This is a genomic window from Ruegeria sp. B11 (assembly GCF_056539785.1).
In genome coordinates this window covers 62,107-75,026 of the sequence record NZ_JBQFVO010000001.1, presented here as the reverse complement: position 1 = coordinate 75,026, position 12,920 = coordinate 62,107, and the positions used below count along the sequence as shown (strand labels likewise).

14 protein-coding genes and 1 riboswitch are annotated in these 12,920 nt (G+C 58.8%); of the genes, 11 read left to right on the top strand and 3 right to left on the bottom strand.

Annotated elements, in window-relative coordinates; genetic code table 11:
• Positions 1 to 83: 83 nt before the first annotated feature.
• The gene (gene metZ, locus ACR0I1_RS00435) at positions 84 to 1,274 is read right to left on the bottom strand and encodes an O-succinylhomoserine sulfhydrylase (RefSeq protein ID WP_223118223.1); all 1,191 of its coding nucleotides are present in this window, start codon (positions 1,272 to 1,274) and stop codon (positions 84 to 86) included.
• 62 nt (positions 1,275 to 1,336) lie between these two features.
• Positions 1,337 to 1,414, bottom strand: a riboswitch (SAM riboswitch).
• Positions 1,415 to 1,544: 130 nt separating this feature from the next.
• Here metZ and ACR0I1_RS00430 point away from each other — a divergent pair.
• From ACR0I1_RS00430 to ACR0I1_RS00415, 4 genes are all read left to right on the top strand, one after another.
• Positions 1,545 to 2,234: a glutathione S-transferase N-terminal domain-containing protein gene (locus tag ACR0I1_RS00430; protein WP_480704484.1), complete on the top strand. Its 690-nt coding sequence runs from the start codon at positions 1,545 to 1,547 to the stop codon at positions 2,232 to 2,234.
• Between the two features lie 113 nt (positions 2,235 to 2,347).
• Complete coding sequence (locus ACR0I1_RS00425; protein ID WP_480704482.1) at positions 2,348 to 3,181, top strand: TPM domain-containing protein; 834 nt, start codon at positions 2,348 to 2,350, stop codon at positions 3,179 to 3,181.
• 183 nt (positions 3,182 to 3,364) lie between these two features.
• Positions 3,365 to 3,688 (top strand): 2Fe-2S iron-sulfur cluster-binding protein, encoded by a 324-nt coding sequence (locus ACR0I1_RS00420; RefSeq protein ID WP_170404961.1) that lies wholly within the window; start codon positions 3,365 to 3,367, stop codon positions 3,686 to 3,688.
• A 92-nt stretch (positions 3,689 to 3,780) separates the two neighbouring features.
• Positions 3,781 to 4,479 carry an FG-GAP repeat domain-containing protein gene (locus ACR0I1_RS00415; RefSeq protein WP_480438415.1) on the top strand — a complete coding sequence of 233 codons (699 nt, stop codon included), beginning with the start codon at positions 3,781 to 3,783 and terminating at the stop codon, positions 4,477 to 4,479.
• A 94-nt stretch (positions 4,480 to 4,573) separates the two neighbouring features.
• Here ACR0I1_RS00415 and purD read toward each other — a convergent pair whose 3' ends face one another.
• A complete protein-coding gene (purD, locus tag ACR0I1_RS00410) occupies positions 4,574 to 5,836 on the bottom strand; it encodes a phosphoribosylamine--glycine ligase (RefSeq protein ID WP_480704480.1) in 1,263 nt (420 codons plus the stop codon).
• A gap of 74 nt (positions 5,837 to 5,910) precedes the next feature.
• On the opposite strand from purD, the gene xseA reads away from it, so the two are divergent.
• Both xseA and ACR0I1_RS00400 read left to right on the top strand, forming a co-directional pair.
• Positions 5,911 to 7,395: an exodeoxyribonuclease VII large subunit gene (xseA, locus tag ACR0I1_RS00405; protein WP_170393536.1), complete on the top strand. Its 1,485-nt coding sequence runs from the start codon at positions 5,911 to 5,913 to the stop codon at positions 7,393 to 7,395.
• A gap of 3 nt (positions 7,396 to 7,398) precedes the next feature.
• Positions 7,399 to 8,061, top strand: coding sequence for a glutathione S-transferase family protein (locus ACR0I1_RS00400; RefSeq protein ID WP_480704478.1), 663 nt, complete (start codon positions 7,399 to 7,401; stop codon positions 8,059 to 8,061).
• Here ACR0I1_RS00400 and ACR0I1_RS00395 read toward each other — a convergent pair.
• Positions 8,037 to 8,432, bottom strand: a complete 396-nt coding sequence (locus tag ACR0I1_RS00395; RefSeq protein ID WP_170404949.1) for a hypothetical protein — start codon at positions 8,430 to 8,432, stop codon at positions 8,037 to 8,039. The genes ACR0I1_RS00400 and ACR0I1_RS00395 overlap by 25 nt on opposite strands.
• Positions 8,433 to 8,573: 141 nt before the next feature.
• Between ACR0I1_RS00395 and ACR0I1_RS00390 the strand changes: the two genes are divergently transcribed.
• From ACR0I1_RS00390 to ACR0I1_RS00370, 5 genes are all read left to right on the top strand, one after another.
• The gene (locus ACR0I1_RS00390; RefSeq protein ID WP_480704476.1) at positions 8,574 to 9,212 is read left to right on the top strand and encodes a lysoplasmalogenase family protein; all 639 of its coding nucleotides are present in this window, start codon (positions 8,574 to 8,576) and stop codon (positions 9,210 to 9,212) included.
• Between the two features lie 58 nt (positions 9,213 to 9,270).
• The gene (ftsY, locus tag ACR0I1_RS00385; protein ID WP_170404941.1) at positions 9,271 to 10,410 is read left to right on the top strand and encodes a signal recognition particle-docking protein FtsY; all 1,140 of its coding nucleotides are present in this window, start codon (positions 9,271 to 9,273) and stop codon (positions 10,408 to 10,410) included.
• Positions 10,411 to 10,498: 88 nt separating this feature from the next.
• Positions 10,499 to 11,401, top strand: a complete 903-nt coding sequence (locus ACR0I1_RS00380; RefSeq protein ID WP_170393546.1) for a DMT family transporter — start codon at positions 10,499 to 10,501, stop codon at positions 11,399 to 11,401.
• Positions 11,402 to 11,417: 16 nt separating this feature from the next.
• Positions 11,418 to 12,023: an inner membrane-spanning protein YciB gene (locus tag ACR0I1_RS00375; RefSeq protein WP_170393548.1), complete on the top strand. Its 606-nt coding sequence runs from the start codon at positions 11,418 to 11,420 to the stop codon at positions 12,021 to 12,023.
• Positions 12,024 to 12,132: 109 nt separating this feature from the next.
• Positions 12,133 to 12,801, top strand: a complete 669-nt coding sequence (locus ACR0I1_RS00370) for a Crp/Fnr family transcriptional regulator (RefSeq protein ID WP_170393550.1) — start codon at positions 12,133 to 12,135, stop codon at positions 12,799 to 12,801.
• Positions 12,802 to 12,920: the final 119 nt, after the last annotated feature.

Here is a 12,920-nt window from a genome sequence, read left to right as displayed (position 1 = left end):
GAGGCAAGAAATCGTCATTTTACAACCAAATGCGCCGGATCAGGCGGATCACATCCGCCTGATGGTGCATTCCCGGCGCAACACTAGCCCTGAGATACGTCTAGCGCGCGCTGGATATCCGCCAGCAAATCACCGGCATCCTCAAGCCCAACCGAAAGGCGGATCAGGCCCGGCGTGATACCCAACTCATCGCGTTGTTCGTCACTCAGACGCTGGTGCGTTGTGGTGGCCGGGTGCGTTGCGATCGACTTGGCATCGCCTAAATTATTCGAGATCACAGGGATCGTCAGCGCATTCAGGAACGCAAACGCTGCCGCTTTGCCGCCCTTGATGTCCAGCGATAGAACCGTACCGCCCTTGCCGCCCAGCTGCTCTTGCACCAACGCGTTTTGCGCATGGGTTCTCAGCCCGGGATACAGAGTCCGCTCCAGTGCAGAATGCCCTTCTAAAGCTTCTGCGATCGTTTGCGCGCTATCGGCTTGCGCGTTTACGCGCAGGGCCATGGTTTCAAGACCTTTGACCATGATCCAAGCGCTGAACGGGCTAAGCGCACCGCCGGTGTGCTTCATGTAAGGCTCGACCGTGCCACGGATGAATTCCTTGGTGCCGATGATCACGCCGCCCAGCGCCCGGCCCTGCCCGTCGATATGCTTGGTCGCCGAATAGACCACCACGTCGGCTCCCTGTTCGATCGCGCGCGAGAACACGGGTGTCGAGAACACGTTGTCCACGATTACAACCGCACCCACCGCATGGGCCAGCTTCGACACGGACGTGATGTCGATCACTTCAAGCGTCGGGTTCGACATGGATTCAAAAAACACTGCCTTGGTGTCAGGCCGGATCGCGGCCTCCCACGCGTCCAGATCGGTGCCGTCTACAAAGGTCACCTCAACGCCATAACGCGTCAGGATGTTTTCGAGGATATACAGACAGGACCCAAAAAGCGCCTTGGCTGAAACCACATGGTCGCCCGCCTGCAGCATCGAAGTCAGCGCACCGTTCACAGCGGCCATACCTGAAGCGGTGGCAAACGCATCCTCGCCGCCTTCCAAAGCTGCGATACGCTGCTCGAACATCGACACGGTGGGGTTGCCGTAGCGGGCATAGATGAACTCATCCGGGCCGCTTTCGATAAACCGGGCCTCGGCCTGCTCGGCGTTATCGTAGACAAACCCCTGCGTCAGAAAGATCGACTCAGAAACCTCATTGTACTGACTGCGACGGATGCCGCCATGGACGGCTTGGGTGCGTTTGTTCCAGCTCTCGCTCATCTCATTCCTTTCAGCCCCGCATTGGAGGCAAACAAAAAACCCCAGACGCGGCCAAGCGAAAGGGGTCTTTCATCCTGACCTTTTAGCGGTGTTGTTTAACGTGGCCCGCAATCCGGTAACAAATCGCCACATGAATGAAGATGCGTTTACGCCCCGCCCCGGAACACGTCAAGCCCGACTGATCACCGGTCACGCTTTCGTAACACAGCCACGCGCGCTCTTGCCGTTTGTGCAGAAAGCTTCATGATCGCCCAAATTCAAGGAGGCCCCATGATTGATCTCTATTTCTGGCCCACGCCCAACGGCTGGAAAGTGTCCATCGCGCTGGAAGAGATGGAGCTGCCCTACAAAACCCACTTAATCAACATCGGCAAGGGCGACCAGTTCGATCCCGAGTTTCTAAAGATCTCGCCCAATAACCGCATGCCCGCCATCGTCGACCCGGACGGCCCTGACGGCGCGCCTATTTCGGTGTTCGAAAGCGGCGCGATCCTGATGTACCTCGCCCGCAAGACCGGGCGATTCTACGGCAATACCGAACGTGACAGGATCGCAGTCGAGGAATGGCTGATGTGGCAAATGGGCGGCGTAGGCCCGATGGCCGGCCAAGCGCATCACTTCCTTAAATACGCTCCACATCTAGACCCGCCACAAGACCATTCCTATCCGAAAGACCGCTATCGCAGTGAGGTCGGGCGTCTCTACGGCGTGCTCGACCGCAGGCTGGCCGAAAACGAATACGTCGCCGGCGATTTCTACTCCATCGCCGACATGTCGATCTGGGGCTGGGCCAGCCTATGGGAAGGCCAGCAACAGGTGCTTGAGGACAAACCGCATTTCACCCGCTGGCTGGACATGATGAGCGCCCGACCCAGCGTGCAGGCAGGCCGAGCCTTACATGCAGAACTGCGCGGGGATCATCGGGACCGGCAGTCGCAGGGGGTATTGTTCAGGCGGTAATCGTTACCGAAAACCATCATCGGCATTTGACACACAACCTTCCAGGGTCGGGCCATATCCCGGTTGCTATTGTGTCGCTCGGTGATACGCTTCCGAAAAACACGCGGGCAGCCATGAGAATTGTTTTCGTCTTATTAATGATTTGGGCCAATACTGCATTTGGGCAAACTTATCCCGACTATCAAAGCACGACCGTCAACGACTTTGCCAATTTGCTCAGCCCGTTGGACGAGGAGGCACTTGCTGAGCAACTAGATGGGCTCAAACGCGAGACAGGGGTCGAAATGACCATCCTGACACTGCGCACTCAAGGCGACTATGCCGACGGTCTGACGCTCGAACAGTTTGCCACCGGGCTTTTTGACCACTGGGGGATCGGCGACGCTTCTCGAAACGATGGTGTGCTTGTGATGGTCTTACGGGATGACCGGGCTATGCGAATCGAGCTTGGCGCCGCCTATGGGCGCGACTGGGATCACGCCGCGGAACGCATTGTTGACACGCAATTCCTCCCGGCCTTCAAAGCAAACAATTATGCAATCGGGATCAAGGCCGGCACTACGGCTATCATAGATCAGATCATAAAGCCTTTTCGCACTGGCGAGGCCGCGCCCGCCAAGAAAACAAATGATGATCTAGGTCTCTGGATATTTGGCCTCTTTGCCATGATGATTATGATGCTCAAAGGCCGCAATTTCATAAGTGATGGTCTGGTACGACTTCGAACCTGCCCAAAATGTGGGAAACGCAGTCTGCGCCAGAGGCGACGCATCACGCTCTCCGCAAGTACAACGAGGGCCGGTTCGGGTATTCGCCGGATCGAATGCCTAAAATGCGATTACGCTGAAGAAACCAGCTACTATATCCCTCAGGTTTCCCAAAGCTCTGGCGGGGGCGGTTTCGGCGGCGGTCGATCTGGTTGCGGGGGCGCGTCCGGGCGCTGGTAGCACTCATCAGGCAAATTCGTTTTCTCAGTGTTTCCCTGCAATCGCGTCGCCAGGCACGCAAACTTAGCCTTACCAAAGCCGCAAAAATCCAAACACGGCATCCAGAGTCGCAATTGCCACTGGAATCACCTAATTCCCTTCACTAAGAAAGCTCTCGAACATCGCAAAAGGAAGACGCAAGCAATGGCAAAGATCACCTATGTCGAGCACAGCGGTACCGAACATACAGTCGACGTCGCCAACGGGCTGACGGTCATGGAAGGGGCCCGCGACAACAACATCCCCGGCATCGAGGCCGATTGCGGCGGCGCCTGCGCCTGCTCAACCTGCCACGTCTATATTCATCCTGACTGGGTCGAGAGAATCCCCGCCAAGGACGACATGGAAGAAGACATGCTGGACTTCGCCTATGAACCCGACCCGACCCGCTCGCGCCTGACCTGTCAGATCAAGGTCACCGACGCGCTGGATGGTCTGGTTGTGCAGATGCCCGAAAAGCAGATCTGATGCACCCTGATGCGCCGCGCCAGCCCAACCGCCTTTGGCACCGTCGGGCGCGCGGCGCTGTTCTGATGGTTTGCATTTGGCTAACGGGGAATATGCCCGCAGCCAGCGGCGAAACCAAAGTATCTGCTCGCTTCACGGAACCAACAACACGCTACGCCCATGGGGTGCTTGGCGACGCCATCGAATACGGTGCTTTGGAAATCGGCGTCGGTACAAGTCTTTCCTCGGCGGCGCGGCGAAAAGTCGATAGCTCCAAACGCTCGACCGTTACAATACGTCTGCCTGAAGACCGCGTATTCGAAGATCTTGCCCCACGCCTGGCCGATATCGATCAGGACGGGTTGCCCGAAGTCATCGTTGTAGAGACCCAGCAGCATACGGGTGCTCAACTGGCGATCTATGACGTCAATGGTCAAAAAATCGCCGCCACTCCCCATATCGGCACGCGCAACCGCTGGCTCGCCCCCATCGGTGCCGCCGATCTGGATGGTGATGGACATGTCGAGATCGCCTATGTCGACCGCCCACACCTTGCGAAAACTCTGCGCATCTGGCGTTACAAAGACGGTGAACTCATTGAAATCGCGACAATCCCTGGCCTTACCAATCACAGGATCGGTGAAGATTTTATTTCAGGCGGCCTGCGCCAATGCGAAACACACCCTGAGCTGATCCTCGCCAGCGCCGACTGGTCGCGGATCATAGGCGTCTCGTACAGCAAAGGCTGGCGACAAAAAGACCTCGGACCACTCAACAGTCTCAAAGATCTGGCCAACGCACTAAAGTGCTGATCCGATCTTCATCTGGCCATAAATACCTCGGGGAGCGCGAGGGGCTGGCCCCTCGCCCCGAAATCATCAAGCCGGGCGCAGCCCGACTACTGAGTTAAAGCGCGCGCCAGCCGATGTCGCGACGGAAGAACCCTTCAGGCCAATCAACACCTTCAACCATGTCATACGCCCGGTCGCGTGCGTCTTGCAGCGTTTCCCCACGCGCAGTCACATTCAGAACGCGGCCACCCGCGGCCTGAACCTTGCCTTCAGCCGCTTTTGTCCCCGCGTGGAATACCATGTTGCTACTATCCTCGGCCAGATCGCCCAGGCCGTTGATCACAGTGCCTTTTTCATAAGAACCAGGATACCCCTTTGCCGCCATCACGACCGTGATGGCGTGATCGTCGGCCCAGTTCACCCGCGTCTCAGACAAGCGACCCTCGGCCGCCGCGTGCATCAGGTCCATGGCCTGAGCGCCAAGGCGCATCATCAGTACCTGACATTCGGGATCTCCGAACCGCACGTTGTACTCCACTAATCTGGGCTGACCATCCCTGATCATCAAACCGGCGTAGAGCACACCCTGAAACGGAGTCCCGCGCCGCTTCATCTCGGCCACCGTCGGGCGCACGATCTGATCCATCGCAAGGGCCTCGATCTCGGCGCTCAGCACCGGGGCCGGAGAATAGGCGCCCATACCCCCTGTGTTCAGCCCGGTATCGCCCTCGCCGACGCGCTTGTGATCCTGCGCTGTGCCGATCGACAGGATATCCTCTCCGTCACAGAGCACGAACAGAGACGCCTCCTCGCCCTCCATGAACTCCTCGATCACCACTTCGGCCCCCGCGCCACCAAAGGCTCCGCCGAACATGTCGTCAATCGCGTCCAGGGCGGTTTGCTCGTCCATCGCAACGATCACGCCCTTCCCGGCAGCCAGCCCATCGGCCTTGACCACAATCGGGGCCTCCTGCGCACGGATGTATTCCTTGGCGGGCTCAGCCTCGGCGAACCGGGCATAAGCCGCCGTCGGCGCGCCGGATGCGTCACAGATTTCCTTGGTGAAACTTTTTGAGGCCTCCAACCGCGCCGCTTCTGCCGAGGGCCCGAAAACCAGCACACCCGCTTCGCGCAGCCGGTCAGCGACCCCTGCGGCCAAAGGCGCTTCGGGGCCAACGATCACGAAATCAATCGCGTTTTCCTCGGCAAAGTTGACCACAGCACCGCCATTCTCAATGTCCACCGCCGCGCACTCTGCGATCTGGGCGATCCCGGCATTCCCCGGCGCCACAATCAGGCGATCACATTTGGGGTTTTGCATCACCGCCCAAGCCAGACTGTGCTCGCGTCCACCGCTGCCGAGAATGAGGATATTCATGAAACGCTCCGATCTGCTTGGCCTTGCCTGCGCGGCGTTCTAAGCTGCGCAGAGATTTGACACAAGGCGCTGAAATGTCCGACCTGCTAGATGACCCGATTCCGGGTCAGAACACCCCCGAATACACTGTCTCGGACATCTCAGGCGAGGTGAAGCGCACGCTCGAGGGCACCTTTGGCCGAATCCGTGTGCGTGGAGAAGTGGGCCGCGTGTTCAAGGCCCGTTCGGGTCATCTGTATTACGACATAAAGGACGACCGGAACGTGCTGGCCTGCACAACTTGGAAAGGGCAGATTTCTGGTCTTTCAGTTGTTCCCGAAGAAGGCCTCGAGGTTGTCGTCACCGGGCGCCTGACAGCTTTTGGAGCCCAGTCGAAATACAACCTGAATGTCGATGAAGTCGCCGTCGCCGGGCAAGGCGCGCTGATGGCATTGCTGGAAAAGCGCAAAAAGCAGCTCGAATCCGAAGGCTTGTTTGCGGCTGAACGCAAGAAACCCCTGCCCTACTTGCCGCAGATCATCGGCGTTGTCACTTCGCCCTCCGGTGCGGTGATCCGAGACATCTTGCATCGGCTGCGTGATCGGTTCCCGCGCAAAGTACTGATCTGGCCCGTCGCGGTTCAGGGGGCAAACTGTGCCCCCGAAGTGACCCGCGCCATCGAAGGCTTCAATCAACTCACACCGGGCGGGGCCCTCCCGCGACCCGACCTGATTATCGTCGCGCGCGGCGGTGGGTCCATAGAAGACCTCTGGGGCTTCAACGAAGAAAGCGTCGCGCGCGCGACTGCAGCCTCAGAAATCCCGCTGATCTCGGCCGTCGGGCACGAGACGGACACCACCCTGATCGACTATGTCTCGGACCGCCGCGCGCCTACGCCAACCGCCGCTGCCGAACTTGCCGTACCGGTCCGCATGGAACTGCTGGCTTGGACCAACGAACAAGGGGCCCGCCTGTCGCGCGCCTCCACGGATGCCGTGCAACGCCGCAGCCAGCGTCTGCGCGACCTGTCCCGAGCCCTGCCCCGCCCCGATACACTGCTGGAAAGCCCGCGCCAAAGGCTCGACCAAATCTCGGAACGCCTGCCCAACGCGCTGATCCGGGGTGTTCAGAACCGCCGCGTCAAACTGCTCGACAGTGCGGCGCGTCTGCGCCCCTCGACCCTGCGCAGCTTTGTCGAAACCCGCCGCGATCGCTGGCGCAACCTGTCCTCACGCCTGTCACTGCGCCCGATCCAGCGCGAGCTGGAAACACGGCGCGACGCTCTGAATCGCCTATCCGAACGCCTGAACACCGGGCAATCCACGCGATTGGACCGCCTGCGCCAGCAGATGGACGCCACCGACCGCCTACGTGAAACGCTGAGCTACAAGGCGACGCTCGGGCGTGGCTACGCCGTCGTGCGCGCCGAAGGAGAGGTCATCACAACCAAAGCTCAAGCCTCCGGTCACGCTGTTCTTGAGATCGAATTCGCTGACGGTCGCCTCAGGACCGGGGCTGCGGGCAAGGCGCCACCCAAGAAATCCAAACAGGCACCTCCTGATCAGGGATCGTTGTTCTGACCGATGTTGACGATCTGGGGCCGTAAAACATCCTCGAACGTTCAGGCCCTAATGTGGTGCGTGGGTGAGCTTGGCCTAGAATACCAGCGTCACGATCTTGGCCATCGCTTCGGCGGGCTGGACACTGCAGCGTTTCGGGCACTGAACCCAAACAAAACCATCCCCGTCCTGCAAGATGGCGACAACCCACCGCTTTGGGAAACCGGCGCCATCCTGCGATATCTGGCCACCCAATATGGCGAACAGGCATTCTGGCCTTCAGATCCTACCCGGCGCGCCACGATCGACAAATGGGCCGAATGGGCGAAACTCAACGTGGCGATGGCGTTTACCGTTCCGGTGTTCTGGCAAATTGTGCGAACACCCGTTGAACAGCAGGACCAAACAGCGATCCATCGGGCCGTCAGCGATTTGGAAATCAAACTGGCAATCGCAGACAAGGAGCTGGACCAAAACACGTTCCTTGCGGGTGAGCATTTTACACTGGCGGATATACAGTTCGGCCACGTCCTTTACCGCTACTACGATATCGACATCGTCCGCGCACCGTTACCGCATTTGCGTCGATACTATGAACGGCTAACCGAAAGGCCCGCGTTTCAACTTCACGTCATGCTGGACTATGAAGACCTGCGACCATTTCAGACCCCTACATCCGGTCCGTAGCACAACATCTCTTCGCCAATATCCTCGGCCTCGTACAACTCGGTCGCTGTCGGATCGCCCTCGAATTGTGCGATCAAACCGCCCCCGGATTGCCAGAAAACCCAGCATTGCGGCGCCAGTTGATCCTCATAGATGAAACAGATCTGATCTTCCTGCTCGTACCAAACTCCGTTCATGCAATTGCCATCCAGAAATGACCAGATGACTCGGCGGTCTGGCAGATACCGTTCGACTCCGTAGGCCTGCCCATCGAACCCGTAATACAAAGTCTTCCCACGCGTATACGCATCGAATTCAGGCCCTGTCAGAGGAGACTGTGCCGCAACGGGCTGAGCGAAAAGGGTCAGCAGAATCATGCAAGTTCGGATCATGGTCACACTGTGTCAGAAGCAACCCACAAGTGCCATTCAACCTTTCCACATCGTGGCGATCGGCAAGATAACTCCACGTCACGCCTTGATGCACCGCCGAGATCATGGCGATGATTGACTCAAAAACATCGGGGACGCACCATGACGACACTTCTTTTCTGGATTGCGGCGGCCTGCGCGCTGGCCTACCTGCCACTTACCGCGCGCCCGGCCGGCACCCTGCGTAGCATGCTGAAAACAGCATCGGTCGTGCTGCTGGCAGGCGTCGCCATACTGGCAAGCGCGCCATGGCTCCTGATCCTCGCCCTCACCTTCTGCGCGATAGGTGATGCCCTTCTGTCACGCGAAACCGACAGCACATTCATGGCAGGCATCGGTGCATTTGCTGCGGGGCATTTGGCCTATATCGCCTTATTTTTGACGAGCCCCAGCAGCAGCCCTGAACAGATCTTCGACCACCCCGCGATCTTCTGGTCCCTGATCATCCTGGGCATCGTTATGGCCACGCTGCTCACCCCCCGCGCCGGAGACCTCAAAATCCCCGTCCTCGCTTATATTCCAATCATCCTGGGCATGGGCATCACCGTTCTTGCCCTTCCCGAAACTGGAGCCTTACGCTGGGCCCTTCCCGCCGCGATGGCCTTCATCGCCTCGGACCTGGCGCTTGCGACTGAAAAGTTCCTGCTACCTGCCAATCACCCGACCCTGAAGCTTACGCCCTATCTGGTCTGGCCGCTTTACTGGGCTGCCCAAGCCGGGTTTCTGATCGCCTTCACCTGACCCTTTGCAACTGCCTTCAATCCACATTAGGTGAAGGGAACACCTGCGGAGATCAAAAATGGCGTTTTTCTCAAAGCTCAAGGACAAGCTGTTCAAATCCTCATCGCGCCTCGAAGAGGGGCTGGATGCAATTGTCGAGGATGGCGGCGAGGAAACCCCAAATCCTGATCCGGTGATCCCCGAACCAGAGCCCGAACCGCAACCGGTTCCCGAAGTACCTGAACCCACGCCCGCGCCCCAACCGGTCGAGCCTCCCGCTCCGATCCCGGCTGATCCCACACCGGCGCCTCCACCCCCAGAGGTTCCAGAATCCAAGGGCTTGATGGGTCGCCTGTTCGGCCGAAATGAATCCAAGACCGTTGTCCGCCGCACGCTGGACGACGACATGCTGGAGCAACTCGAAGAGCTTCTGATCGCCTCGGATATGGGCGTCGACACCGCCTTGCGCGTTACGTCCAACATGGCCGAGGGCCGCTTTGGCCGCAAACTCTCGACCCAGGAAATCAAACAGCTGCTGGCGCAGGAGGTTGCCCGCGTGATGGAACCCGTGGCCAAACCAATGCCGATCTACCCGAAACGCCCGCAAGTGGTGCTGGTTGTTGGCGTCAACGGTTCGGGCAAAACTACGACAATCGGCAAGCTTGCCAGCCAGTTCAAAGCCGCCGGCAAGAAAGTCGTCATCGCCGCCGGAGACACATTCCGCGCCGCCGCCGTCGAACAGTTGCAGGTCTGGGGTGACCGCGCAGGCGTGCCCGTACTGACGGCACCCGAAGGGTCCGACCCTGCCTCGCTCGCCTTCGATGCACTGACCAAGGCCCAGAACGAAGGTGCTGACCTTCTGATGATCGACACCGCAGGCCGCCTGCAAAACCGCGCCGACCTGATGGAAGAGCTGGCCAAAATCGTCCGCGTCATCCGCAAGGTTGACGACACCGCACCGCACAACACTCTGCTGGTGCTGGACGCCACCACCGGGCAAAACGCCCTCAGTCAGGTCGAAACCTTCCGCAAACTGGCTGATGTCTCGGGCCTCGTGATGACCAAACTGGACGGCACAGCCAAAGGCGGCGTGCTGGTCGCCCTCGCCGACAAGTTCGGCCTTCCGATCCACGCCATTGGTGTCGGTGAGCAAATCGACGACCTCGCCCCGTTTGATCCCGAAGAATTCGCCGCCGCCCTGACGGGCTTACAATCCTGATCCGCCCCTTCATCTGGCCGAAAATACCTTCGGGGGGCGTGGGGGGCAGACAGCCCCCCACTCTCTCCGCCCAAGCGAAAGCCCCGATTTGAGCGACTGGCTGATCTCCCTCGAAGGCACCGAAGCAGGCCACCAACTCGCCCTCGCGCTCGCGCTGATGGCGGCCTTCCTGCATGCGGTTTTCGGTGCACTGCAAAAAGGCCGCCACGACCCGTGGATGTCGCGCGGGGCGATCGATGCCTGCTACTGCCTTATGGCGATGCCATTCGCCTTCTTTATCGTGCCATGGCCCGAACCTTACATGTGGCCGATCTTTGGCGTCGTTTGGCTGATCCATATCGGCTATAAGGTGCTGCAGGCGATGGCCTACACCAAAGGCTCCTATACCGTTGTCTATCCGGTCGTGCGCGGTACTGGCCCGCTCTTCACCGTGATCGGAGCCTATCTTTTGTTCGGTGAAACCTTCTCGGCCATCCAATGGCTTGGAGTCGCGACGCTTCTTGCGGGTATCTTCGGCCTTGCCGCCTATAACCTGCGCTACCTTGAGACCAATCGAGATACGCTGCAAATCGCGCTGGTGCTGGCGGTCGTCACGGGCCTCTTCGTGGCGCTCTATACGACCTATGATGCCTACGGTATCCGCGCTACGGCCGATCCGTTCACCTTCCTAGCGTGGTTCTTCATGATCGACGGGGCCGCGATGCCGATCTATGCTGCGCTCAGATACCGCGCAATGATCCACCGCCCTGCGCTTGGACCTCTGATGCTTCGCGGGTTCGCGGGCGGCATCATCGCGCCGATGTCCTTCGGTGCCATCATGCTCGCCACGCGACTGGACAAGGTCGGAGAGGCGGCGGTCCTGCGCGAAACCTCCACCGTTTTCGCAGCACTCATCGGCTGGCTGGTGCTGAAAGAAACTGTCGGCCCCAGACGCATTGCGTTGATGGCATTGATTGCACTCGGCGCAGTAATAGTTGAAATGGGCGGGTAAGCAGCAGGTTGGAATCATGGCAGAGAAAAAAGACATCAACCCATTCCTCAAACAGGTACTGGAACTTGGCCCCCCACTGGCCTTCTTCTTCATCTACCTGCGCCTGCGTGATGACAATTTCGTGATCGGCGGCACCGAGTATTCTGGGTTCATCGTCGCCACCATCCTGTTCGTGCCGCTGATGCTGGCTGCCATGGGCATCCTCTGGTACCTGACTGGCAAACTCAGCCGGATGCAGATTTTCACCGCATTCATGGTGATTTTCTTCGGCGGCCTCACCGCGTGGTTCAATGACGAGCGGTTTTTCAAGATGAAAACAACGCTGGTCTATGGCTTCTTTTCCGCCATCCTCGGGATCGGGCTTTTGCAGGGGAAATCCTACCTGGCATATGTTCTGGACGAGATGCTACCCATGCAGCACGAGGGCTGGATGATCCTCACCCGGCGTCTGTGTGCCTGTTTCGCGGTACTGGCCGCAGCCAATGAATTGGTCTGGCGCACGATGTCAACGGACCTATGGGTCAAGATCGAAACCTTCGGCTTTCCCATTGCCTTGATGGCGTTTCTGATGATGCAGTTCAACCTGCTGCAAAGCTATATGGATGATCCCGACAAGCAATAACTGTTCTTGCCCAAGCGTAACAAGCTAACAAAATTTCTTGGCTTAAGCTTGAAGCTGTGAAAAGTTGGGTCACCACCCGCACCACTCAACCCCGGAGATCAGCGCCCGAATGATGGCATTTCCCAACAGTGGATTCCTGTCCGAAGCCTCTGAAGAGCTGCGCACCATGCTGGCAGCCCAGGCCACCGAAGTCACATTGGATCGGGGCGATGTCCTGTTCGAGCAGGACGATGAAGGCGATGCGCTCTATGCCATTCTTTCCGGTGCGCTCGAAGTGTCATTTCTTGCGTCGAGCGGGCGCAAGCTGTCTCTCAGCATGATGCGCCCAGGTGAGGTGTTCGGGGAAATCGCGTTGTTCGACAGCGGTCCCCGCACCGCAACCGTAACAGCAGCTGAGCCCTCCAAAGTCCTGCGCGTTCGCCAGAAAGACATGATGGCGCAGATCCGGGAACACCCTGACCTTGCGGTGGATCTGATCCGCTTGGCCGGTCTTCGCATGCGCTATATGGGCGCTCAATTGAACGAGCAGGTATTCCTGCCGATGCCGATCCGACTGGCGCGCAAGCTTTTGCACCTGGCAGGACAACAGGACAGCCCAACGGCACGTATCACGCTTTCGCAGAGCGAATTGGCCGAATTTGTCGGTGCGACGCGTGAGGCAGTGTCAAAGACCATTTCGACATGGAAACGCGACAATGTCGTCGAAGCTTCGCGCGGCGGGCTGCAGATCCACGACTTTGACGCGCTGCGGCAACTGGCCGAATCCGATTTAATCTAAATTTTCGGCACAGATGTGATCCGCTTCACATACGCAGCTTTAAGATTGCCCTAAGGTCAATCCCGTTACCGTAGGAGGTCGGTTTTATCATCCCCGATATCTGTCCACCGACCTCTCCC

Coding starts and splice junctions, on each gene's coding strand:
- metZ (WP_223118223.1), bottom strand. CDS start 1,274: ATGAGCGAGAGCTGGAACAAACGCACCCAAGCCGTCCATGGCGGCATC.
- ACR0I1_RS00430 (WP_480704484.1), top strand. CDS start 1,545: ATGATTGATCTCTATTTCTGGCCCACGCCCAACGGCTGGAAAGTGTCC.
- ACR0I1_RS00425 (WP_480704482.1), top strand. CDS start 2,348: ATGAGAATTGTTTTCGTCTTATTAATGATTTGGGCCAATACTGCATTT.
- ACR0I1_RS00420 (WP_170404961.1), top strand. CDS start 3,365: ATGGCAAAGATCACCTATGTCGAGCACAGCGGTACCGAACATACAGTC.
- ACR0I1_RS00415 (WP_480438415.1), top strand. CDS start 3,781: ATGCCCGCAGCCAGCGGCGAAACCAAAGTATCTGCTCGCTTCACGGAA.
- purD (WP_480704480.1), bottom strand. CDS start 5,836: ATGAATATCCTCATTCTCGGCAGCGGTGGACGCGAGCACAGTCTGGCT.
- xseA (WP_170393536.1), top strand. CDS start 5,911: ATGTCCGACCTGCTAGATGACCCGATTCCGGGTCAGAACACCCCCGAA.
- ACR0I1_RS00400 (WP_480704478.1), top strand. CDS start 7,399: ATGTTGACGATCTGGGGCCGTAAAACATCCTCGAACGTTCAGGCCCTA.
- ACR0I1_RS00395 (WP_170404949.1), bottom strand. CDS start 8,432: ATGATCCGAACTTGCATGATTCTGCTGACCCTTTTCGCTCAGCCCGTT.
- ACR0I1_RS00390 (WP_480704476.1), top strand. CDS start 8,574: ATGACGACACTTCTTTTCTGGATTGCGGCGGCCTGCGCGCTGGCCTAC.
- ftsY (WP_170404941.1), top strand. CDS start 9,271: ATGGCGTTTTTCTCAAAGCTCAAGGACAAGCTGTTCAAATCCTCATCG.
- ACR0I1_RS00375 (WP_170393548.1), top strand. CDS start 11,418: ATGGCAGAGAAAAAAGACATCAACCCATTCCTCAAACAGGTACTGGAA.
- ACR0I1_RS00370 (WP_170393550.1), top strand. CDS start 12,133: ATGATGGCATTTCCCAACAGTGGATTCCTGTCCGAAGCCTCTGAAGAG.